The organism is Sinorhizobium mexicanum, from assembly GCF_013488225.1.
GTDB classification, from domain to species: Bacteria; Pseudomonadota; Alphaproteobacteria; order Rhizobiales; family Rhizobiaceae; genus Sinorhizobium; species Sinorhizobium mexicanum.
In genome coordinates this window covers 4150549-4173707 of record NZ_CP041238.1, presented here as the reverse complement: position 1 = coordinate 4173707, position 23159 = coordinate 4150549, and the positions used below count along the sequence as shown (strand labels likewise).

Annotated in this window: 25 protein-coding genes; 15 read left to right on the top strand and 10 right to left on the bottom strand. The window is 63.2% G+C overall.

Annotation, left to right across the window (positions count from 1 at the left end; translation table 11 throughout):
- Window positions 1–53 precede the first annotated feature (53 nt).
- Window positions 54–791 (top strand): Bax inhibitor-1/YccA family protein, encoded by a 738-nt coding sequence (locus tag FKV68_RS19650; protein ID WP_180939429.1) that lies wholly within the window; start codon window positions 54–56, stop codon window positions 789–791.
- Between the two features lie 138 nt (window positions 792–929).
- The gene (locus FKV68_RS19645; protein ID WP_180939428.1) at window positions 930–1490 is read left to right on the top strand and encodes a GNAT family N-acetyltransferase; all 561 of its coding nucleotides are present in this window, start codon (window positions 930–932) and stop codon (window positions 1488–1490) included.
- 160 nt (window positions 1491–1650) lie between these two features.
- On the opposite strand, the gene FKV68_RS19640 is transcribed toward FKV68_RS19645, so the two are convergent.
- The 3 genes from FKV68_RS19640 to acnA all read right to left on the bottom strand — a co-directional run bounded on the left by FKV68_RS19640 (window position 1651) and on the right by acnA (window position 6051).
- Window positions 1651–2052, bottom strand: coding sequence for a DUF2794 domain-containing protein (locus FKV68_RS19640; protein WP_153436789.1), 402 nt, complete (start codon window positions 2050–2052; stop codon window positions 1651–1653).
- Window positions 2053–2414: 362 nt separating this feature from the next.
- Complete coding sequence (locus tag FKV68_RS19635) at window positions 2415–3188, bottom strand: DUF1223 domain-containing protein (RefSeq protein WP_180939427.1); 774 nt, start codon at window positions 3186–3188, stop codon at window positions 2415–2417.
- Between the two features lie 172 nt (window positions 3189–3360).
- Window positions 3361–6051, bottom strand: coding sequence for an aconitate hydratase AcnA (gene acnA / locus FKV68_RS19630; RefSeq protein WP_180939426.1), 2691 nt, complete (start codon window positions 6049–6051; stop codon window positions 3361–3363).
- A 270-nt stretch (window positions 6052–6321) separates the two neighbouring features.
- Here acnA and ccmA point away from each other — a divergent pair, with 270 nt between their 5' ends.
- From ccmA to FKV68_RS19605, 5 genes are all read left to right on the top strand, one after another.
- Complete coding sequence (ccmA, locus tag FKV68_RS19625) at window positions 6322–6945, top strand: heme ABC exporter ATP-binding protein CcmA (RefSeq protein ID WP_180939425.1); 624 nt, start codon at window positions 6322–6324, stop codon at window positions 6943–6945.
- Window positions 6942–7601 (top strand): heme exporter protein CcmB, encoded by a 660-nt coding sequence (ccmB, locus tag FKV68_RS19620; RefSeq protein ID WP_180939424.1) that lies wholly within the window; start codon window positions 6942–6944, stop codon window positions 7599–7601. Before ccmA ends, ccmB begins: the two co-directional genes overlap by 4 nt.
- 83 nt (window positions 7602–7684) lie before the next feature.
- Entirely contained in the window at window positions 7685–8455 is a 771-nt protein-coding gene (locus FKV68_RS19615; protein ID WP_180939423.1) for a heme ABC transporter permease, read from the top strand.
- Window positions 8452–8628 carry a heme exporter protein CcmD gene (ccmD, locus tag FKV68_RS19610; RefSeq protein ID WP_153436784.1) on the top strand — a complete coding sequence of 59 codons (177 nt, stop codon included), beginning with the start codon at window positions 8452–8454 and terminating at the stop codon, window positions 8626–8628. The genes FKV68_RS19615 and ccmD overlap by 4 nt, the downstream gene beginning before the upstream one ends.
- A complete protein-coding gene (locus FKV68_RS19605; RefSeq protein WP_180939422.1) occupies window positions 8625–9233 on the top strand; it encodes a DsbE family thiol:disulfide interchange protein in 609 nt (202 codons plus the stop codon). The genes ccmD and FKV68_RS19605 overlap by 4 nt, the downstream gene beginning before the upstream one ends.
- 186 nt (window positions 9234–9419) lie before the next feature.
- Here the strand turns inward: FKV68_RS19605 and FKV68_RS19600 are convergent, their stop codons facing one another.
- The 6 genes from FKV68_RS19600 to FKV68_RS19575 form a co-directional block, all read right to left on the bottom strand.
- Complete coding sequence (locus tag FKV68_RS19600; RefSeq protein WP_180939421.1) at window positions 9420–10013, bottom strand: DUF2585 domain-containing protein; 594 nt, start codon at window positions 10011–10013, stop codon at window positions 9420–9422.
- Window positions 10010–10642, bottom strand: coding sequence for a septation protein A (locus FKV68_RS19595; RefSeq protein ID WP_180939420.1), 633 nt, complete (start codon window positions 10640–10642; stop codon window positions 10010–10012). Before FKV68_RS19595 ends, FKV68_RS19600 begins: the two co-directional genes overlap by 4 nt.
- 242 nt (window positions 10643–10884) lie before the next feature.
- The gene (gene ftsY / locus FKV68_RS19590; RefSeq protein WP_209647314.1) at window positions 10885–12756 is read right to left on the bottom strand and encodes a signal recognition particle-docking protein FtsY; all 1872 of its coding nucleotides are present in this window, start codon (window positions 12754–12756) and stop codon (window positions 10885–10887) included.
- 15 nt (window positions 12757–12771) lie between these two features.
- Entirely contained in the window at window positions 12772–14046 is a 1275-nt protein-coding gene (gene mtaB / locus FKV68_RS19585) for a tRNA (N(6)-L-threonylcarbamoyladenosine(37)-C(2))-methylthiotransferase MtaB (protein WP_180939419.1), read from the bottom strand.
- Window positions 14043–14948 carry a diaminopimelate epimerase gene (gene dapF / locus FKV68_RS19580; protein ID WP_180941579.1) on the bottom strand — a complete coding sequence of 302 codons (906 nt, stop codon included), beginning with the start codon at window positions 14946–14948 and terminating at the stop codon, window positions 14043–14045. The genes mtaB and dapF overlap by 4 nt, the downstream gene beginning before the upstream one ends.
- A gap of 93 nt (window positions 14949–15041) precedes the next feature.
- Complete coding sequence (locus FKV68_RS19575) at window positions 15042–16058, bottom strand: MBL fold metallo-hydrolase (RefSeq protein ID WP_180939418.1); 1017 nt, start codon at window positions 16056–16058, stop codon at window positions 15042–15044.
- A gap of 122 nt (window positions 16059–16180) precedes the next feature.
- On the opposite strand from FKV68_RS19575, the gene FKV68_RS19570 reads away from it, so the two are divergent.
- The 7 genes from FKV68_RS19570 (at window position 16181) to trmD (ending at window position 21327) form a co-directional block, all read left to right on the top strand.
- Window positions 16181–16654 (top strand): MarR family winged helix-turn-helix transcriptional regulator, encoded by a 474-nt coding sequence (locus FKV68_RS19570; RefSeq protein WP_180939417.1) that lies wholly within the window; start codon window positions 16181–16183, stop codon window positions 16652–16654.
- Window positions 16651–17298 (top strand): cysteine hydrolase family protein, encoded by a 648-nt coding sequence (locus FKV68_RS19565; protein WP_209647315.1) that lies wholly within the window; start codon window positions 16651–16653, stop codon window positions 17296–17298. Before FKV68_RS19570 ends, FKV68_RS19565 begins: the two co-directional genes overlap by 4 nt.
- A gap of 259 nt (window positions 17299–17557) precedes the next feature.
- Window positions 17558–19126: a signal recognition particle protein gene (ffh, locus tag FKV68_RS19560; protein WP_180939416.1), complete on the top strand. Its 1569-nt coding sequence runs from the start codon at window positions 17558–17560 to the stop codon at window positions 19124–19126.
- Between the two features lie 12 nt (window positions 19127–19138).
- Entirely contained in the window at window positions 19139–19474 is a 336-nt protein-coding gene (locus FKV68_RS19555; protein WP_180939415.1) for a chorismate mutase, read from the top strand.
- A gap of 37 nt (window positions 19475–19511) precedes the next feature.
- On the top strand, window positions 19512–19886 hold the full coding sequence (rpsP, locus tag FKV68_RS19550) for a 30S ribosomal protein S16 (protein ID WP_180939414.1): 375 nt from the start codon (window positions 19512–19514) through the stop codon (window positions 19884–19886).
- A 155-nt stretch (window positions 19887–20041) separates the two neighbouring features.
- A complete protein-coding gene (rimM, locus tag FKV68_RS19545; RefSeq protein WP_180939413.1) occupies window positions 20042–20605 on the top strand; it encodes a ribosome maturation factor RimM in 564 nt (187 codons plus the stop codon).
- A gap of 11 nt (window positions 20606–20616) precedes the next feature.
- The gene (gene trmD / locus FKV68_RS19540) at window positions 20617–21327 is read left to right on the top strand and encodes a tRNA (guanosine(37)-N1)-methyltransferase TrmD (protein ID WP_180941577.1); all 711 of its coding nucleotides are present in this window, start codon (window positions 20617–20619) and stop codon (window positions 21325–21327) included.
- 24 nt (window positions 21328–21351) lie between these two features.
- Here the strand turns inward: trmD and FKV68_RS19535 are convergent, their stop codons facing one another.
- The gene (locus FKV68_RS19535) at window positions 21352–22098 is read right to left on the bottom strand and encodes a sulfite exporter TauE/SafE family protein (protein ID WP_180939412.1); all 747 of its coding nucleotides are present in this window, start codon (window positions 22096–22098) and stop codon (window positions 21352–21354) included.
- A gap of 429 nt (window positions 22099–22527) precedes the next feature.
- Between FKV68_RS19535 and rplS the strand changes: the two genes are divergently transcribed.
- Window positions 22528–23061 carry a 50S ribosomal protein L19 gene (rplS, locus tag FKV68_RS19530; RefSeq protein WP_180939411.1) on the top strand — a complete coding sequence of 178 codons (534 nt, stop codon included), beginning with the start codon at window positions 22528–22530 and terminating at the stop codon, window positions 23059–23061.
- Window positions 23062–23159: the final 98 nt, after the last annotated feature.

The following is a 23159-nucleotide window of genomic DNA, read 5'->3' as shown; positions in this document are numbered from 1 at the left end:
AAACACTTACCGCCCGACACCGTCATTTCCACCGGGGCTTAAATGAGGAAACAATGGCTGATCTGAGAAACTACCAAACCCGAATGTCGCCCGCCGGCGCTCAGGCGGGTGCCGTGATCGACGAAGGCCTTCGCGCTTACATGCTGAAGGTCTACAACCTGATGGCTCTCGGGCTGGCGATCACAGGTGTAGCAGCTTACGGAACCTATGCGCTTGCCGTCTCCAATCCGGCATTCGCCCAGCTCATCTACGCTTCGCCCTTGAAGTGGGTCGTGATGCTGGCGCCGCTGGCGCTGGTCTTCTTCATGAGCTTCCGCATCAATTCGATGAGCGTCTCCGCAGCGCAGACGACGTTCTGGATCTACGCCGCCTTGATGGGGCTCTCGCTGTCCTCGATCTTCCTGGTCTTCACCGGCCAGAGCATCGTGCAGACGTTCTTCGTCACGGCCGCCGCCTTCGGCGCGCTGTCGCTCTACGGCTACACGACGAAGAAGGACCTGTCGGGCTTCGGCACGTTCCTGATCATGGGCCTCTTCGGCCTGATCATCGCGTCGATCGTCAACATCTTCCTGGCGTCTTCCGCGTTCGCCTTCGCGATCTCGGTGATCGGCGTGCTCGTGTTCGCCGGCCTGACCGCCTACGACACACAGAAGATCAAGGAAATGTACTACGAGGCCGATGACGCCGCGGTTGTTGGCCGCAAGGCCATCATGGGCGCGCTGACGCTCTATCTCGACTTCATCAACCTGTTCATGTTCCTGCTGCAGTTCCTGGGCAACAGGAACCAGTAGTCAGGACGCATTCGCGGAAAAGGCGGCTTCGGCCGCCTTTTTTGTTCGGCTTCGATCTAAGGAAGCTACAGGAGACGGCTTGATCGCTCGGTCCGATCCATGCGATTTGATCGGGACAAGCCAACATCATGAAGTCCCATGTCTGTCACTCTCCGCGACGCCGTCGCTGCCGATCTTCCCGCAATTACCGAAATCTACCGCGAGTCCGTTTTGAACGGCGTGGCGACCTACGAGATAACGCCGCCGTCCGAGGCGGAGATGGCGCTCCGCTTTTCGACGATAACCGGCAGCGGCTATCCCTACATCGTGGCACAGGAGGACCACGGGCGAGCGATCATCGGCTATGCCTATGCTTCCGCATTCCGCACGCGGACGGCCTACCGGTTCCTGGTAGAGGATTCCATCTATCTCGCACCCGAGGCCCGGGGCAAAGGTGTCGGCAGGGCCTTGCTCGCGGAACTGGTCAAGCGATGCACCGCGCTTGGCTTCCGCCAGATGGTGGCGGTGATCGGCGGCGCGCACCCGTCATCGATCGCATTGCATCGCGCTCTCGGCTTCGAGCATCAGGGGTTCATGAAGGCGACCGGTTTCAAGCATGGCCGCTGGCTGGACACGGCGATCATGCAACTCGCCCTCGGAGATGGAGCAGCCTCGGATCCGGACGAGGGCGTCTATCCGGATACGCTCTACCGGACCTGAGCGCCCTTTGCGCTTCTGATTAAGATGCGCGGCGCTGTAGTTCCCCTCGAAGCGGTGGGATCACCCTCACCTGCTCCGCTCACGCGCCACCATTCGCCCCGCCTGCGGCGAGAAGAGTGCCGGCGGGCGGATGGGCGGCAATTCCAAAGGAGATATCGCGTCAGGTCTCGACGAGCTTCAGCACCTTGTCGAACACCTTGAGCACCAGGGCAAGCTCATGGCCGCGCTTCAATATCGTGCCATGGGCGTTGAGCACGCTATAGGCGCCCTGCTTTGCCGCAAGCTTCGGGTTTTTCTCGATGCGGTAGAGCGGCGTTTCCCCCGATCGCTTGAACACGGAGAACACGGCTCGATCCTTCGTGTGGTCGATCGCATAGTCGCGCCATTCGCCTTCGCCGACCATGCGGCCATAGACCCGCAAAATCTGATCCAGCTCGCGGCGATGAAATGTAACGGGAGGGGGATTCCTGGCGCTCTTGTATTCGTGAAAATCGACCACTTGCGACGTGGCCTGGCCCTGGCGACGCGTCTCGCCTTCCGGCAAATCCGGTTGATCGGTCATCAGTATTTTGGCCTTCTGATGTGACAGGACCACGACAGTGTGCCTGACACGAACGGAAAAGCAAGCCGGAAGCCGGTGAACAATCCCGGCAATTCTTTCGGTTGCCGCAATTCAGTCAAATCGGCGCCCCAATTCACGGCAAGACTTCGACCGCTGCCGGACAGAGTCGTTGCCACCGTATGTCCGGACAGGTCGTCATGCTGCGGGAGATATTACGAACGCAGACATGACCGGTTCGGTCCGGTAACTTCGAACCCTCAGCCCCAGCCCCTCGATGCTGCCGGGCCGAACCACCCCCGTCTCTCCGCGCCGCGCGTCCGGTCAGACGCGCAAAGTAAGGAACATGCAGAAAATCACCGGGTTCAAAGCTTGCCCTGCGGGCCGGCAAGAACGGCTGCCGCCCCGACAATGGCCCCCGGCGTTTCCGCATCCTTCATCGATTGCAGCAGGACGGCGCAGCCACTGTTGCCATTTCCTTCAATGAGGACGGAGGCGGGCAATGTGAATTCGGCCGGCTTGCCATCCCAAATGCCTATCGTCTGTATGTCGCGCACGGCATGCCAATAGGCGATCTGCTTGCCGCTGTTTTCGCCTTTCTCGACATCGACCACCTTGGCCCGCTCGAAATAGACGACGACAACATTCGCCTTGCCTTCGCCGGCGCCGACCTTGATCGAGATTCCATCGTCGCCAATCGCGGCCTGGACCGGAACGGCCAGTCCCCGGCCCTCGGTGCTCATCGCGTCGAGCCGGCTCCTGATCGCCTGCAGATTGGCGCCGTTGAGATGATCGCGCCCGTTGAGGACCGCCTGGGGCGTATAGACGCCGTTGCGGCCGAGCATGCGGGCATAGGCATATTGCCGTTCGGTATTTTCCTTGGAAGCAAGCGTGTCGGCCCAGCCGAGGTAGTTCCAGTAGTCGACGTGATAGGCGAGCGCGACGACATCGCCCTCATCGACGAGCTTTTTCAGCGCCGCATCCGCCGGCGGACAGGAGGAGCAGCCCTGGCTGGTGAAGAGTTCGACGACGCCCTTGATTGTCTTTCCGTCGTCCGCCGTAACCGCTCCGCAGCCTGCCGTCAGGAACCATATCGTCAGGGCGAGACGCCGGATGGTTGTTCTATAGGCGAATGTCATGGCGTCACTTTATTGTAGGCAGGCTCGAATGCTGGAATTCATACATACGACGGCCGTACTTCAACGGAAAGTCACGTTGGAGTGAGCATTTCGCCACCCGCCGCTACGGAAACGTGAAAAGCCGGGGCATCTTTCGATGCCCCGGCTTGCGAGCAGTAGACGGTCGGCGGGCTCAGGCCGCGAGGTCGCGCAGAACCGTCTGCAGGATGCCGCCGTTGTTGACGTAGGTGACCTCGTCAAGCGTGTCGATGCGGCAGATCAGCGGAACTTCCTTGACCGAGCCGTCGCCATAGGTGATCCGCGCCAGGCGCTTTTCGCGCGGCTGGACATTGGCGAGGTTGTCGATGGTCACTACCTCGTCGCCCTTCAGGCCCAGCGACTCCCAGGTCATGCCTTCCTCGAAGACGAAGGGGATGACGCCCATGCCGACGAGGTTCGAGCGGTGGATACGCTCGAAGGACTGGGCGATCACCGCCTTGACGCCGAGCAGGTTGGTGCCCTTGGCCGCCCAGTCGCGTGACGAACCGTTGCCGTATTCGACGCCGGCGAAGATGACGAGCGGAATGCCCTCTTCCTTGTACTGCATGGCGGCGTCGTAGATCGACATCTCTTCCTTCGACGGATAGTGGATGGTGTAGCCACCTTCCTTGCCGTTCGGGCCGAGCATGTGGTTGCGGATGCGGATATTGGCGAAGGTGCCGCGCATCATCACCTCATGGTTGCCGCGGCGGGTGCCGTACTGGTTGAAGTCGGCGACGCCGACGCCATGGCCGAGCAGGTAGGAGCCTGCCGGCGACTGGGCCTTGATCGAACCGGCCGGGGAAATGTGGTCGGTGGTGATCTTGTCGCCGAAGAGGCCGAGGACGCGGGCGCCCTTGATGTCGGAAATGCCGGCGCCCTTCTTGCCCATGCCGACGAAGTAGGGCGGGTTCTGGACATAGGTGGAAGCCTCGTCCCAGGCATAGGTCTGGCCCGCCGGAACCTGGACCGCCTGCCAGTTGGCGTCGCCCTTGAACACGTCCGCATATTTCGTCGCGTAGAGTTCGCGGGTGACGTACTTGAAGATGAAGTCTTGGATTTCCTGCGAGGTCGGCCAGATATCCTTCAAGTAGACCGGCTTGCCGTCCTTGTCCTCGCCGATCGGCTCCTTGGTCAGGTCCTTCTGGACCGTGCCGGCAAGCGCGTAGGCGACAACGAGCGGCGGCGAGGCGAGGTAGTTCGCCTGGACGTCCGGCGAGATGCGGCCCTCGAAGTTGCGGTTGCCGGAGAGAACTCCGGCGGCGATCAGTCCCTTGTCGTTGATCGTCTTCGAGATCGGGCCTGGCAGCGGGCCGGAGTTGCCGATGCAGGTGGTGCAGCCGAAGCCGACCAGGTTGAAGCCGAGCTTGTCGAGATCGGCCTGCAGGCCGGATTTCGCCAGATATTCACCGACGACCTGCGATCCGGGCGCGAGCGAGGTCTTGACCCACGGCTTCGTCTTCAGGCCCTTGGCGACCGCGTTGCGGGCGAGCAGGCCGGCGGCGATCAGGACCGACGGGTTCGAGGTGTTGGTGCAGGAGGTGATGGCTGCGATCGCAACGTCGCCATGGCCGATGTCGAAATCCGTGCCTTCGACCGCATAACGGTTCGCAAGCTGGTCGGGCTTCTTGTAGTCGCTTTCGAGCGCCGTCGCGAAGCCGGAGGCGATGTTTTCGAGCGCAATGCGGCCTTCCGGGCGCTTGGGGCCCGCCATCGACGGCACCACGTCGCCGAGGTCGAGTTCCAGCGTGTCGGTGAAGACGAGCTCGGAGCCGTCGCCTTCGCGCCACATGCCTTGCGCCTTCGAATAGGCTTCGACCAGCGCGATGCGGCTCTCTTCACGGCCGGACATGGTGAGGTAATTGATGGTTTCGGCATCGACCGGGAAGAAGCCGCAGGTGGCGCCGTATTCCGGACCCATGTTGCCGATCGTCGCGCGGTCGGCGAGCGTCATGTTGTCGAGGCCCGGGCCGAAGAATTCGACGAACTTCGAAACCACGCCCTTCTTGCGCAGCATCTGGACGACCGTCAGCACCAGGTCGGTCGCGGTCACGCCTTCCTTGAGCTTGCCGGTCAGCTTGAAGCCGATGACTTCCGGCAGCAGCATGGAGACCGGCTGGCCGAGCATCGCGGCTTCCGCTTCGATACCACCGACGCCCCAGCCGAGCACGCCGAGGCCGTTGATCATGGTGGTGTGGCTGTCGGTGCCGACGCAGGTATCGGGATAGGCGGTCACTTCGCCGTCTTCTTCGCGGGTCCAGACCGTCTGGCCGAGATACTCCAGGTTGACCTGGTGACAGATGCCGGTGCCGGGCGGCACGACGCGGAAGTTCTTGAAGGCTTGCTGGCCCCATTTCAGGAAGCGGTAGCGCTCACCGTTGCGCTGGTATTCCAGTTCGACGTTGCGGGCAAAGGCCTGAGGCGTGCCGAATTCGTCGACGATGACCGAGTGGTCGATGACGAGGTCAACGGGGACGAGCGGATTGATCTTCTCCGGATCGCCGCCGAGCGAGACCATGGCGTCGCGCATTGCCGCGAGGTCGACGACGGCCGGGACGCCGGTGAAGTCCTGCATCAAAACGCGTGCCGGACGGTAGGCGATTTCGTTTTCCGCGGTGCCCTTGTCGCTGAGCCATGCGGCGACGTTCTCGATGTCCTTCTTGGTGACCGAGCGGCCATCCTCATTGCGCAGCAGGTTTTCCAGCAGCACCTTCATCGAATAGGGAAGCTTCGAAACACCGGCGAGGCCGTTCGCTTCCGCCTTCGGAAGGCTGTAATAGACATAATCCACGCCATTGACGGTGAGCGTGGAGCGACAATTGAAGCTGTCTAGGGATTTGGACACTGGATAATACCCCGTTCCGTCTGATCGCCAAAAGCTGACGTACGAACGCCCGAGCGCCTGTGAAGCGCGAAATGGGATGCGGGTGCGGCCATTTCCGCTGTCCGTACGTGGAATGTCATTCCATGTTCGGCGCTTGGATGAAATTCACGCCGACCGCTGGCGTGTTGGCCGCGTTATAGATAATTTCTCCAGATGGTGCCAGACCAACCAAGGTTCAATCGGAACTTTTTTTGGTGTGCGGCAGAGAGCGTCAAGGGAAGCTGAAAATACATGCGCCTGCTGGCTGAAGGTTTGAGTGCGAGGCGCGGCGAGGACCTGATTTTTAACGATATTTCCTTTGCTCTCGGCGCCGGCGAGGCCCTTGTGGTGACGGGGCCGAACGGCTCCGGCAAGTCGACCTTGCTTCGCGTTCTTGCGGGGCTCCTGCGGGCCGAATCGGGCAGGTTCAGAGTCGAGGGAGGACCGGCGGAAATCGCGCATCCCTACGAGCTCAGCCATTATCTCGGCCATCGCAACGCGATGAAGCGGGAGCTGACCGTCCGGGAAAATCTTTCCTTCTGGCAGCGTTTCATGGGTGATTCGCCCGGAGGTTCCGGCATCGACGTCAACGAAGCCGTCGAAGCCGTCGGGCTTGCCGGCATCACGCACCTGCCCTTCGGCTATCTTTCCGCCGGCCAGCAGCGGCGCATGGCGATGGCGAAGCTCCTCGTCGCCTACAGGCCGATCTGGTTGCTCGACGAGCCGACCGCCGCGCTCGATACCGGGGCGGACAGGCTGTTCGCCGGGCTTGTGACGGCTCATCTCGAACGGGGCGGCATCGTCATTGCTGCCACCCATCAGCCTCTGGGGCTCGGGTCGACGCAGAACTTGCAGATGAAGGGGTTCACCCATTGATCCCCCTCTTTTTCCGCGACCTCAAACTCTCGGTGCGTGCCGGCGGCGGCGCAATGATCGGCGTGCTGTTCTTCATGACGGTCGTTGCCGTCGTCCCTTTCGGGGTCGGGCCGGATCTCAACCTGCTGTCGCGCATCGGCCCGGCGATGCTCTGGATCGGCGCGCTGCTTGCCTCGCTGCTCGGTCTCGACCGTCTATTCCAGGCGGAGCGCGAGGACGGGTCGCTCGATCTCCTGCTGATGCAGGAGACACCGCTCATTCTGACCGTCTTCGTCAAGTGCGCCGCCCATTGGGCCGCGACCGGCCTGCCGCTCGTCATCGCCTCGCCGCTGCTCGGCCTCTTCATGAATATGAACGAGTTGGCAATCGGCGCCACGATGCTCACGCTTCTTGCCGGAACACCCGCGATCACATTCATCGGCGCGGTCGGCGCCGCGGTCGCGGTCGCCTTGCCGCGCGGCGGATTGCTCGTTTCGATCCTCGTTCTGCCGCTTGCCATCCCGGTGCTGATCTTCGGTGTCAGTGCAGTTTATGCGGCGATCGAGGATCCCGCCCCGTTTCTGCCGCCTTTCATGATATTGATGGCGATAACCCTGTTCTTCGCAGTGATAGGTCCGGTCGCCGCTGCCGCCGCGCTCAGGCATTCGGCCGATTGAGAACCGAAGCCGGCGGGATCTAACGCAATCGTGATTGACCAGGGTCAATTGCGGAAGTCATGCTTCCGCGTTAAAGAGCCGTCATGAGCGAAAACAGCCTGGCTATCCGCAAATTCAGCGATCTCGCCAACCCCACCCGGTTTCTGGCGCTGGCGGAGCGTGTCCTGCCTTGGTTTGCTGCTGCCACCGCCCTGTTCTTCGTTGCTGGCCTCTGGCTTTCCTTCACCACCGAAGGCGATTACCAGCAGGGCGAGACCGTGCGTATCATGTACGTGCATGTGCCGGCAGCCTGGCTGTCGATGATGTGTTATACGGTGATGGCGATTTCCGCGCTCGGCACGCTCGTCTGGCGCCACCCGCTCGCCGATGTTTCCGCCAAGGCGGCCGCGCCGATCGGCGCCTGCTTTACCTTTCTCGCGCTCGTCACCGGGTCCCTCTGGGGCAAGCCGATGTGGGGTGCCTGGTGGGTCTGGGATGCGCGGCTGACCTCGGTCTTCGTGCTCTTTCTCATGTATCTCGGTCTGATCGCGCTTAATCGCGCCATGGACGATCCTGCCCGTTCGGCCCGCGTCTCCGCCGTGCTCGTGCTGGTCGGCTTCGTCAACATTCCGATCATCAAGTTCTCGGTCGAATGGTGGAACACGCTGCATCAGCCGGCGAGCGTCATGCGTCTCGGTGGTCCGACGATCGATTCCGAGTTCTTGTGGCCGCTTCTCGTCATGGCGGTCGCCTTCACGCTCCTGTTCTTCACGCTGCACATTGCCGCGATGCGCAACGAGATCTGGCGCCGCCGGGTCACGTCGCTCCGCCGTCAGGCTGTGCGCAACGCCGGCCGGGAGGCGCAGGCACTATGATGAGCCACGCCGCCTATGTCTTTGCCAGCTATGCTGTCGCCGCCGTTACGGTGGCGGGACTCGTGTTCTGGGTCATCGGCGATGGCCGCGCGCGCCAGCGTGAGTTGAAGGAACTCGAGGCGGCGGGCATTCGACGCCGCTCGGCCGAAGCGTCAAGCGGGGCCGGCCGATGAGCAGCACGCAGGTACCCCAGCCGGACGAGCGCAAGCCCGGCGCTCTGCGCTTCGTATTTGCGGCGCTGCCGCTCATCATCTTCGCGGCACTGGCGCTGATCTTCTGGAGCCAGCTGAATTCCGGCAAGGATGTAAGCGAAATCCCGTCCGCATTGATCGGCACGAAGGCGCCGAAGCTCGACCTGCCGCCGCTTGAAGGCGCGACGCTTGCCGGCCAGCCGATGCCTGCGCTCAACGATACGGCGGTCAAGGGCAGGCTGACGCTCGTCAATGTCTGGGCGTCCTGGTGCGTGCCCTGCCGGCAGGAGCACCCGATCATCCTTGAGCTCTCCAAGGATCCGAGGCTGCTGGTCGTCGGCATCAACTACAAGGACCAGAACGAAAACGCGTTGCGGTTCCTCGGTGAGCTCGGCAACCCGTTCTCGGCGATCGGCATCGATCCGCGCGGCAAGGCCGCGATCGACTGGGGCGTCTACGGCATCCCGGAATCCTACCTCGTAGGGGCCGACGGCACGATCCTCTACAAGCGCGTCGGCCCGTTTGACGAACGCAGCCTCAAGGAAGGGCTGATGCCAGCGATCGAGAAGGCGCTTGCTGGCTCGTGAGCGGCGATCGAAATTTCTGACGCGACTCGAGCAGTGAAGCGCGGTCGTTATTGCCCCTCACCCTAACCCTCTCCCCGCAAGCGGGGCGAGGGGACTTAAGAGGGCGCCGCGAGTTTCCTTCGCCCCGCCTGCGGGGAGAAGGTGGCCGGCAGGCCGGATGAGGGGCAAATGGGGACGACGGAGCCGCTAAAGCCCCGCCTGCCAGCCCTTCACGGCATCGAGCGGCCAGACGAGCATCAGCACGTTCAATGTAAGATTGTCGCGCACCGTCCAGGCGGTGAAGAGCTCAAGCACGATCGCGATCACGACCGTCAACGCCACCGGCAGCCGCGAGGCGAGCAGGAAGCCCGTCGCCATGGCGAGCGTGTCCATGGTGGAGTTCAGGATGCTGTCACCGAAATAGTCGAGCGAGATCGTTGCCGAACGGTAGCGGTTGATCACCATCGGCGTGTTTTCGGCAATTTCCCAGGCGGATTCGATCACGGTCGCAAGGAAGAGGCGCGCGCTCAGCGGCTTGCCGCGCAGAGCCAAGTGACCGAGGCCGTAGAAGAGGAAGCCGTGAATGATGTGGGACGGCGTATACCAGTCGCTGATGTGTTGCGAGTTGCCGCTGGACTTGACGATGCCTTCCCAGAGCTTGACGTAGCCGCATTCGCAGATCCACAGCCGGCCCATGAAATGCTGCGCCAATATCTGGACCGCGAGCACACCAAGGCAGGCGATCAGCCAGAACCGGGCCCAGCGTTGTCTGTTGTCGTCGGTCCCGGCTGCGATCGTCACTCGGCGCTATCCTGTTCGAGCGAATGCTTCATGATCAGCGGCATCTGGGCCAGGGTGAAGAGAATAGTGATCGGCATCGTTCCCCAGACCTTGAAGGCCACCCAGAAATCCGTCGAGAAGGCACGCCAGACGACTTCGTTCAGCACGGCGAGGAACAGGAAGAACAGGCCCCAGCGCACCGTGAGCTTGCGCCAGCCATCCTCGTCCAGCCTGAAGGCGGAATGGAAGACGTAGCCGAGCAGGGATTTGCCGAACAGGAGGCCGCCGAGCAGGATCGCGCCGAAGAGCGTGTTGACGATCGTCGGCTTCATCTTGATGAAGGTGTCGTTCTGCAGCCAGAGCGTCAGCGCACCGAAGACGAACACGACGATCCCGGAAACGAGCGGCATCATCGGCAGCGTCCGGGTCATGATCCAGGAAGCGACAAGCGCGATCGCCGTTGCCGCCATGAAGAGCCCGGTGGCGATGAAGATCGGTCCGCCGAGTTCGGCAAGCACCGGAAAGCGGCCGGCCAGCCAGTCGCCGCGGGAATTGGCGAAGAAGAAGACCATGAGCGGCCCGAGTTCCAGCACGAGCTTCAGGAGCGGGCTCACCTCTGTCCGCGGTTTGGCGGCTTCGATTGTCGACATATGCGGATCCTGTTCTTGCATATCGCGCCTTCTACCGCGCCGCGCGTCCGAGACGGGCAAGGGTCGCTGTAGCACTTGAGTGCTGCTCATAACACCAGCATTGCGGCAAAACCATATCAACGAGGCGGGCGGCGTCCAAACGTTCTTCCGAGTTGGTCGGCCCTACTGCGCCGCGCGCCCTGGTCGGACGCGCAAAGGACGCAGCAGCACTTCGGGTCCGACTTACGGAAACATGTAGGGCATCAGGCGGCCACGCCGGCGATTACGTCGGCGAAATCCTTCGCCTCGAAGGGCTCGAGATCGTCGATACCCTCGCCGACCCCGATGAAGTAGACCGGTAGCTTATGCTTGGCGGAGATCGCGACCAGAATGCCGCCGCGCGCGGTGCCGTCGAGCTTGGTCATGATCAGGCCGCTGACGCCCGCGACGTTGCGGAAGATCTCGACCTGCTGCAGGGCATTCTGCCCGGTCGTCGCGTCGAGCGTCTGCAGGACCGTATGCGGCGCGTCGGGATCGAGCTTGCCGAGCACGCGCACGATCTTTTCGAGTTCCGCCATCAGCTCGGCCTTGTTCTGCAGTCGCCCCGCAGTATCGATGATCAGCACGTCCGACTTCTTCTCGCGAGCGAGCTGGAACGCTTCATAGGCAAGGCCGGCTGCGTCGGCGCCGAGCTTCGAGGAGACGATGTCGGATTTTGTCCGCTCGGCCCAGATCTTCAACTGTTCGATGGCTGCGGCGCGGAAGGTATCGCCGGCCGCAAGCATCACTTTCAGGCCGGCGCCGGAAAGCTTGGCGGCGAGCTTGCCGATCGTCGTCGTCTTGCCGGTGCCGTTGACGCCGACGACGAGGATCACGTGCGGCTTGTGGCTGAGATCGAGCTCAAGCGGTTTGGCGACCGGGGCCAGCACCTTGGTGATCTCGCCGGCCATGATGCGCGACACATCCTCGCCGGAGACGTCCTTGCCATAGCGCTCGGAGGCGAGCGTATCGGTGATGCGCATCGCCGTCTCGACGCCGAGGTCGGCCTGGATCAACAGATCTTCGAGATCCTGCAGCGTCGCCTCGTCGAGCTTCCTCTTGGTGAAGAGGCTGGCGATCTGACCGGTGAGTTGCGACGAAGTGCGGGCGAGGCCGCGGCGCAGCCGCTGGTACCAGGAAAGCTTCGGCTGAGGGGCGGGCGCTGCTTCCTTCGGGCGCTTGTCGGCGGTGGCAAAGCCTTTGGGGAGGCTGTGTGGTGATGTGTCCGCGAGATTGTCGCGAGTCTCACCCCCCTCTGCCCTGCCGGGCATCTCCCCCACAAGGGGGGAGATTGGAGGAAGGACGCTCCACTCTTCGGCGGCGATTTCCGCATTTGCCTCTGCCTCTTCACGTTTGGCATCCTCGGTCTCGGTCGAAGCGGCGAGGTCGTTTCCGCCGGCCGACCCCTCTCGCGAGGCGGAGCGATTGTCTGCGGCCGTTGCTTCGGTCGCCGCCTCATCGTCCATCGCGACGGCTTCGCCGCCAACGCGGTCCGCGGTTGCCTCCGGCTCTTGGCGCTCGGCATCCTCGCTCTCGGTCTCGCTCGAGGCGAAAAGGCCGTCCCCGTCCGCCGGTTCCTCACGTGGGGCGCTGCGGTCGCCCTCGGTGGTGACCTCGGTCTCCCCCTGATCTGGGACAGAGGGGGGTGTCACGGCCTTGGCCGTGTCGTCTTCAGGCCCCGCGGCGCGGTCGGGAGAGGTCTCCTCACCCCCCTCTGTCCTGCCGGGCATCCCCACAGGGGGGGAGATCGGAGGAGGCGCGCCCTCGTCAGCAAAGCCAGCGTTTTCATCTGCGGCAGGAGGAGTGTTTTCCGCGGTGTCTTCGCGTGTTACTTCGGTCTCTGGTGCGGTTGTCTCGGGCGAGCCGGCGAGATCGTCTGCGGCAGCCTCCGGCTTTTCGATGACAGCTCGATCATCCCCTGCGGCCGCCTCGTGCTCCGTCCCCTCTCCCCCCTTGTGGGGGAGATGTCCCGAAGGTACAGAGGGGGGTGTCAGCGCCTCGTCGCGCACTTCCGGCGCCTCCTGCGGCGGCGCGGGTTTCTCCTCGACGGCACCCTTGCCGAAGGAGAAGATCTTCTTGATGAAACCAATCGCCATGGGAATGTCCGGATTTCAGGCCGCAGCCATCTGTTTTTGTTGCATCGTCAGATGCTTGCCATTGTGGCCGGTAATTGTGACAGCAACGAGCGACCGCGGCTTGAGGCCGGCCGCATCGACGAGCGTGAAGTTTTCCGTGTGCCCCAGCCCGTTCATCTCGACCAGTATCGTCTGCTCGCTGCCGATCATACGATAGAGATGGGCGGCGTAGAGGTCCGCCCCCTTCGCACGCAGCCGCGCCGCACGCTCCTTGATGAGCGCGCGATCGAGCTGCGGCATGCGCGCGGCCGGCGTACCGGGGCGCGGGCTATAGGGAAAGACGTGGAGATGCGCGATGCCGCAGTCCTCCGCAAGGCGCGCGGCGTTCTCGAACATCTCTTCGGTTTCGGTCGGAAAGCCGGCGATCATGTCAGCGCCGAAGCTGATCTCGGGCCGCAGGCGGCGGACCTCGTCGCAGAGGGCACGGGCATCAGCGCTCGCATGCCGCCGCTTCATCCGCTTCAGAATGAGGTCGTCGCCGTGCTGGAGCGAAAGATGTAGATGCGGCATGAAGCGCGGCTCGTCGGCGATCAGGTCGAGCAGGTGCCGGTCGACCTCGATGCTGTCGATCGACGAGAGGCGCAGGCGCCGGATTTCCGGCACCTGCTTCAACAACGTCTTGGCAAGCAGGCCGAGGGTTGGCGTTCCGGGTAAGTCGGCGCCATAGCTCGTCGCATCGACGCCGGTCAGCACGATCTCGCGATAACCGCCCTCGACGAGCCGGTGCGCCTGGTCGACGACGGCGCCCATCGGCACGGAGCGGGAATTGCCGCGGCCATAGGGGATGATGCAGAAGGTGCAGCGGTGGTCGCAGCCGTTCTGCACCTGGATGAAGGCGCGAACATGCCCGTCGATGTGCTTCACCATCTGCGGCGCGGTGGCGCGCACGCTCATGATGTCGTTGACGCGGAGTTTTTCCTCCGCCGAGACGCCGAAATCGGGCAGCGAACGGTAGGAGGCGCTCTTGAGCTTCTCCTCGTTGCCGAGCACCGCATCGACCTCGGCCATTTCGGCAAAGATTTGCTTCTCGGTCTGGGCGGCGCAGCCGGTGACGATGATCCGGGCGTGCGGGTTGTCGCGCCGTGCGCGGCGGATCGCCTGGCGTGCCTGGCGCACGGCCTCGCCAGTCACCGCACAGGTGTTGACGAGAATGGCGTTGTTCAGCCCCGCCTTCTCGGCTTCGGCCCGCATCACTTCCGATTCATAGGTGTTGAGGCGGCAGCCGAAGGTTATGACCTCGACGCCGCTCAAAGCGCCCGCGCTCCGCTGTCACCAGCCGCTGCTGCGTCGCGCTGAAAGGCGCCGGTAGCGGGATCGACGGTGCCCGACCACTCCCACTCGGCCGGCCCGGTCATGACGACGTGGTCGTCGCGCTCGCGCCATTCGATGAGGAGCGGCCCGCCCGGAACGTTCACGGTTACCGTCCGCTCGGTTCGTCCGGTTCTCGCGCCGCTGACCGCGGCGGCACAAGCCGCCGAGCCGCAGGCGAGCGTCAGCCCTGCGCCGCGCTCCCAGGTCCGCAGGTCCATTTCATCACGCGACCGGACGCGGGCGATCGAGATATTGGCGCGCTCGGGAAAGATCGGATGATTTTCAAGCAGCGGACCGAAGCGATCGAGTTCGTAGGACCAGACGTCGTCGTCGACCCAGAAGATCGCATGCGGGTTGCCCATGGAGGCGACGGACGGCGAATGCAGCACCGGGTCGTCGATCGGCCCGATCTGCAGTTCGATCCGGCGCGTGTCGTGGAATTCTTCGGCCAGCGGGATTTCGTTCCAGCCGAAACGCGGGCTTCCCATGTCGACCGAGATCGTGCCGTCCTCATGCTCCTTGGCTTCGAGGAGGCCCGCAACGGTGTGGAAGAGGAAAGCCTTCTTGCCGGTTTCGGCGGCGAGTGCCTGCACGACGCAGCGGGTGCCGTTGCCGCAAGCCTGTGCCATTGTTCCGTCGGAATTGATGATGTCGATCCAGGCATCGGTGCCGGCGGCCTTGGGATCATGGATCGCCATGATCTGGTCGAACTCGGTCGCCGGATCGGCATTGAGCGCGATCGCGGCATGAGGCGTGACGCGATCCTTGCGGCCGCGCATGTCGACAACCAGGATCTTGTTTCCAAGCCCGTTCATCCTGGCAAATTGCACGCTGTCGGCCATGTCGCGATTGTCCAAACTGGCCTCCACTTCGGGGAGGCGTCCTTCATTTGCGCTGTATATGGCGGAAAAGCCCGGAAATTACCAGTGCCGGCTTCATTCGGCCTTCGGTGCGGTCGCCGGAACGTCGAAGATCTCGCCGGGGCGCATCGCCCTGAAACGCGCCCGTTCGATGCCGGCGCTGTCGAGGGCCGTTTCCAGGGCTCTCAGCGGCTCTTCGATCCCTTCATTGGTCAGGCGGAACGTGCCCCAGTGATGACCGGCGACGTGGCCGGCGCCGCAGGCGATCATGCCCTGGACCGCCTCCTCCGGATTCTGGTGCTGGGACGCCATGAACCAGCGCGGCTCGTAGCAGCCGAACGGCAGATTGGCCAGGCGGAAGGGCCCATGTTTGGCGCGGGCCGCGCGATAGTTGATGCCGTCGTGAAAGCCGGTGTCGCCGACATGATAGATCTTGCCGGCCGGCGTCTCGATGACGAAGGCCGCCCAAAGCGCCATGCGCCGGTCGCCGGAGCCGCGGGCCGACCAGTGATGGCAGGGTTCGGCATGGATGGTGATCCCGTCGTCGAGCTCGACCCGGTCGCCCCAATCGACAACGGATATTGCTGCATTTGGAACCGAGCGCCGGATGATCGTGTCGTTGCCGAGCGGCGTCACGACCTGCGGCGCGTGTTCCTGGTTCAATGCCATGAGCGTGTCGACGTCGAGGTGGTCGTAGTGATTGTGCGTGACGAGGACGATGTCGATCGGCGGAAGGTCGTCCATGCGAATGCCGGGCGCGTTGCGCCGGTGGGGACCGGCAAAGATAAAGGGGCTGGCGCGATGCGACCAGACCGGATCGGTCAGGATGTTCAGGCCGCCGACCTGGATCAACAGCGTGGCATGCCCCACCATTGTGACCCGGAGACCGTCGCCGTCGACATTGAGATCGGGTCTCGCCTGCAGGAACGGACTGGCGCGGTGTGCGGGCCATCTCGCCCGACCACCGCCAAGCTGCCAGCGCAAGAAAGCGCCAAGGCCGCGCGGCGCGGTGCCGCCGGGGTTGAAGAAGCGAACGCCGTCGAAATGATCCGAAACGGGGCCGGTATAATAGGGATTGCCACCCTTCGTCATTGCCGTCCTCGGTTGCCGTTGCCATGCAACAAGATAGGCGCGTTGGGTCCCTCATCACAGAGTTCAGGCACGAGTCCCTAACAAATTCTTGAAGGTGACAACTCGATTGCTATTATCGGCCGATGCTCGTCCGATTCGACAAACAGGAACGGCTCTACAAGGCCATCAAACTTGTCCGCCCCATCCAGCTCAACGTCAACAGGACGGTGGAAAAGATGCTTGAAGGGGCGGGGATCACGGTTGCCGAGCGCGCCGTGTTGGAGATGCTGTGCGACGAGCCGCTGACGGTACCGGAGGCGGCAAGGCGGCTTTCGATGAAGCGGCAGTTCGTCCAGCGCATTGCGGCGGGACTGCTCGCAAAGGCCTTGATCGAGAAAAAGCCCAATCCCGACCATCGCAAGGCCTTTTTCTGCGTTCCGAGCACCGCCGGTCGGGAGATCTTCGAAGCCGTTCACCAGCGCGAGCTCGAGCTGCTGCATGCTGTCCTCGGAGATATCAATCAGACCGAGGTGGTGGTGGCTCTCCGGGTGATGGCGCGCGTCGACACCGCTTTCGAGGAACTGGCGCGTCAGCTGGGCACGGAGGAGAGCGGATGATTGCGCTTGTCGCGGTCGTCGCGGCGGTCGTCGTTGCGGCTGCCCTCTTCGTCATACGCTTGAAATACGAACTGCGGAGAGCGAATACGCCGACCACGGGCGAGCGCATCGACATTTCCATGCGGCCGAACCTCGCGCTGCTCGTCATCGACATACAGAAGGACTTCACTTCGATCGGCGGAAAATACGGATGGGACGAGGCCTACCTGAAGCCGCGCCTTGCCATGATCAGCACGGCCACGATCAAGGCAAGCGAGGCTGAAATACCGGTGATCGCCATCAGCCATGTCTATCGCGCGCCGCTCACCAGGCTGATGATCTGGCTTTTCGGCGAGGGGCGGGGAATCCCCGGATCGAAAGGGCTCGATCTCGGACTGCCGCTGTCGCCGGATTTCGAGGTGGTGAAATCGCTCGGCGATGGCTTCTCCTCGCCAGAGCTTGAGGGCTATCTCGCTGCAAACAGGGTCGGCACCTTGCTACTGACGGGGCTCGACGGCTGCCATTGCGTCCAGAACACCGCCAACGGCGCGCTTAATCGCGGCTATCGGGTCGAAATCCTCGAAAACGCCGTATTGAGCCGCGATGAAGCCGGATGGCGCAAGCATGCCGAGGCGCTGGAAGGGCGCGGCGCCGTGCTGACCTGATGCGGCTTCAAGCGAATTTGCCGCCGATCCTTGACTTTTCGCCAGCTTTCCTGTTTATCGCGGCCAAATTCCTTCGCAAGTGATGACTTCGAAGCCGCCGACCGGGCCCCGCAAAGGTATAAAGAGAGCCCGGAGGTCAACATCCGACAGCGCGTTGCGCCCTCGGGTGGTTTTTGGCTTTGCGCCTTGTTTTCCGTGCGAGGGAACCCACGTTTCCGGCTGAGCCGTTGGTGAAACCGGAAACCAGAAGGAAGAGAGAATGTTCGAGAGCCTCCAGGACCGTCTTGGTTCCATATTGAATGGACTGACCGGCCGCGGTGCCCTGTCGGAAGCTGATGTTTCCGCGGCGCTTCGGGAGGTTCGCCGTGCGCTGCTCGAAGCGGACGTGGCGCTCGATGTCGTGCGTACCTTCACCGAGAAGGTTCGCGAGAAGGCGGTCGGCGCCGAAATCCTGAAATCGATCAAGCCCGGCCAGATGGTCGTCAAGATCGTCCATGACGAGCTCGTCGCGATGCTCGGTTCCGAGGGTGTGCCGATCGATCTCAATGCGCCGGCCCCGGTTGTCATCATGATGGTCGGCCTCCAGGGCTCGGGCAAGACGACGACGACCGGCAAGATCGCCAAGCGGCTGACGAGCAGGGACAAGAAAAAGGTCCTGATGGCCTCGCTCGACACGCGTCGTCCGGCCGCGCAGGAGCAGTTGCGCCAGCTCGGCGTCCAGACCGGCGTCGATACGCTGCCGATTATCGCCGGCCAGTCGCCGACCGACATTGCCGCCCGCGCCGTCCAGGCGGCCAAGCTCGGCGGCCATGACATCGTCATCCTCGATACCGCCGGCCGTACCCATATCGACGAGCCGCTGATGATCGAGATGGCCGAGATCAAGCGGAAGTCCAATCCGCACGAGATCCTGCTCGTCGCCGATGCGCTGACCGGTCAGGACGCCGTAAATCTTGCCCGCAATTTCGACGACCGTGTCGGCATCACCGGTCTCGTGCTGACCCGCATGGACGGCGACGGCCGCGGCGGTGCGGCACTGTCGATGCGCGCCGTCACCGGCAAGCCGATCAAGCTGATCGGCGTCGGCGAAAAGATGGACGAACTCGAGGAGTTCCATCCACGCCGCGTTGCCGACCGCATCCTCGGCATGGGCGATATCGTTTCGCTGGTCGAAAAGGCGGCGGAAAACATCGACGCCGAGAAGGCGGCGGCGATGGCCGCCAAGATGGCCAAGGGCAAGTTCGACCTGGACGACCTCGCCGACCAGCTGCGGCAGATGCAGAAAATGGGCGGCATGGGCGGCATCATGGGGCTGATGCCGGGCATGGCCGGCATGAAGGACAAGATGGCCGCTGCCGGCCTCGACGACAGGCTCTTCAAGCGCCAGCTCGCGATCATCTCGTCGATGACCAGGGCCGAGCGCGCCAACCCGGACATCCTCAAGCATTCGCGCAAGAAGCGCATCGCTAGCGGCTCCGGCACCGATGCCGCCGACATCAACAAGCTTCTCAAGATGCACCGCCAGATGGCGGACATGATGAAGATGATGGGCGGCAAGGGCAAAGGCGGTATGATGAAGCAGATGATGGGCGGCCTTGCCAACAAGATGGGCCTCGGGGGCCTGGGCGGCGGCATGCCGGATCTGTCGAAGCTCGACCCCAAGCAGCTCGAAGCCCTGCAGAAGCAGGCCGAGGCCGCCGGACTCGGAAAACCCGGCGGCGGCCTGCCCGGTCTCGGCAGCGGCGGGCTGCCTGGTTTGGGCGGCGCCAAGCTTCCGGGTCTTGGTGGCGGCTTCCCGGGTCTTCCCGGCCTGCCGAAGAAGAAGTGAGGATCGCAGAGAATGATTGATCCCGAGATCAGACAGGAATTGGCGGGCTACCGGCAGTCGATCGACAATATCGATGCCGCGCTCGTCCACATGCTGGCCGAACGCTTCCGCTGCACCAAGGCGGTCGGCGTTCTGAAAGCCAAGCATCAATTGCCGCCGGCCGATCCGGCGCGCGAGGAATACCAGATCGAACGCCTTCGCCGCCTGGCGAAGGATGCCAATCTGGACCCGGATTTCGCCGAGAAGTTCCTGAACTTCATCATCAAGGAAGTCATCCGGCATCATGAAGCCATCGCCGCCGATCGCTCGCAACCCGCGAGCAACGCCGGCGCCACACGTTCCGCTTGAACGAAGCGGTCAAGAAAGCCTGCAAGGAGTAACTGAAATGGCACTGAAAATTCGTCTCGCCCGTGGCGGTTCCAAGAAGCGCCCCTACTACCAGATCGTCGTTGCCGATGCGCGCAGCCCCCGTGACGGCCGCTTCCTCGAAAAGCTCGGTTCCTGGAACCCGATGCTCGCCAAGGACGACGAAAAGCGCATCGAGTTTGACAAGGAGCGCGTCCAGCACTGGATCGCCCAGGGCGCACAGCCGACCGACCGCGTGCTGCGCTTCCTCGACCAGGCTGGTCTTGCAAAGCGCCCGGCCCGCAACAACCCGACCAAGGCGCAGCCCGGCAAGAAGGCACAGGAACGTGCCGCGGAAGCCAAGCAGCGTGCTGAAGAAGCAGCTGCTGCCGCTGCCGAAGCTGCCGCGGAATAATATCCGCCAAACGGACGTGACAAACGGGTGGCATTTCCATGCCGCCCGTTTTGTTTTATGTGCACACGGATCGCGCAGACGTTCTAGGTGCTACAGCATCCTTTGCGCGTCTGAGAAGACGCGCGGCGCTGTAGGTCCCGAAATGGATTGAGACTATGAGCAAGCTTGAAAACCCAGTCCTGATGGCGACCATCGGCGCGGCCCAGGGCCTGCGCGGAGAAGTGCGGGTGAAATCCTTTACCGCCGATCCGACTGCGCTCGGCGACTACGGCAATCTGCACAGTGCCGACGGGCGCGTCTTCGAGGTGCTTGAAATCCGCGAGGCGAAGAACGTAGTGGTCGTGCGCTTTCGCGGCATCAACGACCGCAATGCGGCCGAGGCCCTCAACGGGCTTGAGCTCTTTATCGAGCGCGACAACCTTCCCGACGACGATCTCGACGAGGACGAGTTTTTCTACGCCGATCTCGAAGGGCTGGAGGCGGTGGACGGCGCCGGCAAGAGCTACGGCTCGGTGACCGGCGTCTTCGATTTCGGCGCCGGCGATCTCCTGGAACTGAAGGGGCCGGGCAGGCGGCCGGTGCTGATCCCCTTCACCGAATGGTCGGTGCTCGAGATCGATCTCGAGGGTGGCAGACTGCTGGTCGACCCGATCGCCGCGGGTCTTGTCGACGACAAGGACGAAAGCGCCGGCAATCCGTTCTCGAAGAAGAACAAGTGAGCGGTCCGGCGATGTCCTTTCGCGCGACGGTCCTGACGCTCTATCCGGAGATGTTTCCCGGGCATCTCGGCGTCTCGCTCGCCGGCAAGGCGCTGGAACGCGGGCAGTGGTCGATGGAGGCGGTGCAGATCCGCGATTTCGCCGAGGACAAGCATCGCACTGTCGACGATACACCGGCCGGCGGCGGTGCCGGCATGGTGCTGAAGGCCGACGTGCTGGCCCGCGCCATCGACCGGGTCGCGGCCGACGATGACCGCCCGCGGCTGCTGATGAGCCCGCGCGGCCGGCCCCTGACGCAGGAGCGCGTGCGGGAGCTCGCCGGTGGCGCCGGCGTCGTCATCGTCTGCGGCCGCTTCGAGGGTGTCGACCAGCGGGTCATCGATACGCGCAATCTCGAGGAAGTGTCGATCGGCGACTATATTCTCTCCGGCGGAGAACCGGCGGCGCTCGTGCTGCTTGATGCCGTGGTGCGCATCCTGCCCGGAGTGATGGGCAACGAATTGTCCGGCATGCACGAAAGTTTCGAGGGCGGCCTCCTGGAGCACCCGCACTATACGCGGCCGCAGGTCTTCGAAGGCCATGAAATCCCGGCCGTGCTCACCTCGGGAAATCATGGCGCGATCGCCAAATGGCGCGAGGCCGAAGCCCGAAAATTGACGGCGGAGCGCCGGCCGGATCTGCTGAAGCGTGATCCGAAAAGTGGGAACCGGTTTTCGGAATAACCACGCGTGGATCAAGCTTGGCGGTCAGCCGGTGAAGAAATAATAGGCGGCAAGCAGCAGCCCGACCGCGACGACGAGCGCCCGAATGATCGCCTGCGGGACGCGTCGCGCCGCCCAGACCCCCGAATAGCCGCCAAGGGCCGCACCCGGAACCATGATGGCCGCGTGCAGCCAGGAGACGACCCCGCCCGCGGCAAAGACCGCGATGGCGATTGCGGCAATCACGATCGAGATGAAATTCTTCAGCGCGTTCAGCCGATGGTAGCCGCCACCGGTCGCGAGCCCCAGCACCGCCAGCATCATGATGCCCATGCCGGCGCCGAAGAAGCCGCCATAGATGGAGGTCGCCATCTGGCTGGCGACGCCAAGCGGGCCAATCCGGTGTTCGTCGCTGCGCACCTTCGGCTTGAGCAGCGGACCGACAGCGAAGATCGCGGTCGCCAGGATCAGCAGCCAGGGCACCATTGCGCGGAAGGACGGGTTGGAGAGTGAGAGCAGGAGCAGCGCACCCGCCAGTCCGCCGATCGCCGAAATGACGCCGAGCAAGATTGCGTTCTGCCGGTCCGCCCGGATTTCCTTGGCATAGGCGAGCGCCGAGGTGATGTAGCCGGGCAACTGGATGATCGACGAGGTGGCGTTGGCGACGATCGGCGGCAGGCCGCCGAGCGTCATTGCGCCGAAGGTCAGAAAGGTGCCGCCGCCTGCGATGGCATTGACAACACCGGAGAGGAATCCCGAAACAAAAAGCAGAAGAGCTTGAACAATCGTCATGGCCATCCCCGAACCGCGTGGGCACCGGGATAGCCGCTGGCGATAGCGACCGCAAGCCCGTCGTCGATCGTGTCTCCCATGTCGGTAATTTCAGCCAATTCTGATAAAATGCCCCTTGCGAGGCGGAGGCACCTACAGCGCCGCGCGTCTTCGGATGCGGAAAGCACGCTGCAGCACTCTGAATTTGCATGTTCTGCCCGTAGGTCGGTTGGGATCTTAAGGAAACACGCAGCAGAAAATCGGCTTTCGGGGATGACAAGGCGGTTCGTTTGGTGTATGTGCCGCCCCGGTTCGGGTTCTTTGCCCGTCGACCATCAACAAAGAATGGCGAATCCGCTCCTGCCATGAATACGGCAAGGCTTGAAGGGAAACCCGACAGGCCGGTCGAGAGCGCTCTGGCTGTTTCAGAAGAACGCAAAGGTTAGACCGATGAACATCATCCAGCAGCTGGAAGCCGAACAGGCAGCAAAGATCGCCGCAAAGCGCACCCTTCCCGCTTTCTCCGCCGGCGACACCGTCCGCGTCAACGTCCGCGTTGTCGAAGGCAACCGTACCCGCGTCCAGGCCTATGAAGGCGTCTGCATCGCCCGTTCCGGCGGCGGCCTCAACGAAAGCTTCACCGTTCGCAAGATTTCCTACGGCGAAGGCGTCGAGCGCGTATTCCCGGTTTACTCTCCGCTCGTCGAGAGCGTCGAAGTGGTTCGCCGCGGTAAGGTCCGTCGCGCCAAGCTCTACTATCTGCGCGATCGTCGCGGCAAGTCGGCTCGTATCGTCGAGAACACCGGCACGCGCGCCCGCAAGCTGAACGAAGCCGAGCGCCAGGCCGTTGCCGACGAGAAGGCACGCATCGAGGCTGAAAAGGTTGCAGCCGCCCAGGCTCTCGCAGCCGAGAAGGCAGCAGCCGAAGCCGCCGAGGCAAAGGCAGCGGAAGAAGCAAAGGCAGCGGAAAACGCTGCGGAATAAGATTTCATTTCCTCGGAATTGTCAGGAAGGCGGCTTTCGAGCCGCCTTTCTTTTTGGCACTAACCGCTTGTCTTCCCCGCAAATTTTATGACATTTTC

Excerpts from the sequence above, each read along its gene's own strand:
- FKV68_RS19650 (WP_180939429.1), top strand. The coding sequence starts at position 54 with ATGGCTGATCTGAGAAACTACCAAACCCGAATGTCGCCCGCCGGCGCT.
- ccmD (WP_153436784.1), top strand. The coding sequence starts at position 8,452 with ATGATGAGCCACGCCGCCTATGTCTTTGCCAGCTATGCTGTCGCCGCC.
- FKV68_RS19595 (WP_180939420.1), bottom strand. The coding sequence starts at position 10,642 with ATGTCGACAATCGAAGCCGCCAAACCGCGGACAGAGGTGAGCCCGCTC.
- trmD (WP_180941577.1), top strand. The coding sequence starts at position 20,617 with ATGTCCTTTCGCGCGACGGTCCTGACGCTCTATCCGGAGATGTTTCCC.
- ccmA (WP_180939425.1), top strand. The coding sequence starts at position 6,322 with ATGCGCCTGCTGGCTGAAGGTTTGAGTGCGAGGCGCGGCGAGGACCTG.
- FKV68_RS19575 (WP_180939418.1), bottom strand. The coding sequence starts at position 16,058 with ATGACGAAGGGTGGCAATCCCTATTATACCGGCCCCGTTTCGGATCAT.
- dapF (WP_180941579.1), bottom strand. The coding sequence starts at position 14,948 with ATGGCCGACAGCGTGCAATTTGCCAGGATGAACGGGCTTGGAAACAAG.
- FKV68_RS19645 (WP_180939428.1), top strand. The coding sequence starts at position 930 with ATGTCTGTCACTCTCCGCGACGCCGTCGCTGCCGATCTTCCCGCAATT.
- ffh (WP_180939416.1), top strand. The coding sequence starts at position 17,558 with ATGTTCGAGAGCCTCCAGGACCGTCTTGGTTCCATATTGAATGGACTG.
- rimM (WP_180939413.1), top strand. The coding sequence starts at position 20,042 with ATGAGCAAGCTTGAAAACCCAGTCCTGATGGCGACCATCGGCGCGGCC.
- rpsP (WP_180939414.1), top strand. The coding sequence starts at position 19,512 with ATGGCACTGAAAATTCGTCTCGCCCGTGGCGGTTCCAAGAAGCGCCCC.
- ftsY (WP_209647314.1), bottom strand. The coding sequence starts at position 12,756 with ATGGCGATTGGTTTCATCAAGAAGATCTTCTCCTTCGGCAAGGGTGCC.
- FKV68_RS19555 (WP_180939415.1), top strand. The coding sequence starts at position 19,139 with ATGATTGATCCCGAGATCAGACAGGAATTGGCGGGCTACCGGCAGTCG.
- rplS (WP_180939411.1), top strand. The coding sequence starts at position 22,528 with ATGAACATCATCCAGCAGCTGGAAGCCGAACAGGCAGCAAAGATCGCC.
- FKV68_RS19605 (WP_180939422.1), top strand. The coding sequence starts at position 8,625 with ATGAGCAGCACGCAGGTACCCCAGCCGGACGAGCGCAAGCCCGGCGCT.
- FKV68_RS19570 (WP_180939417.1), top strand. The coding sequence starts at position 16,181 with ATGCTCGTCCGATTCGACAAACAGGAACGGCTCTACAAGGCCATCAAA.
- FKV68_RS19615 (WP_180939423.1), top strand. The coding sequence starts at position 7,685 with ATGAGCGAAAACAGCCTGGCTATCCGCAAATTCAGCGATCTCGCCAAC.
- FKV68_RS19640 (WP_153436789.1), bottom strand. The coding sequence starts at position 2,052 with ATGACCGATCAACCGGATTTGCCGGAAGGCGAGACGCGTCGCCAGGGC.
- FKV68_RS19535 (WP_180939412.1), bottom strand. The coding sequence starts at position 22,098 with ATGACGATTGTTCAAGCTCTTCTGCTTTTTGTTTCGGGATTCCTCTCC.
- FKV68_RS19635 (WP_180939427.1), bottom strand. The coding sequence starts at position 3,188 with ATGACATTCGCCTATAGAACAACCATCCGGCGTCTCGCCCTGACGATA.
- FKV68_RS19565 (WP_209647315.1), top strand. The coding sequence starts at position 16,651 with ATGATTGCGCTTGTCGCGGTCGTCGCGGCGGTCGTCGTTGCGGCTGCC.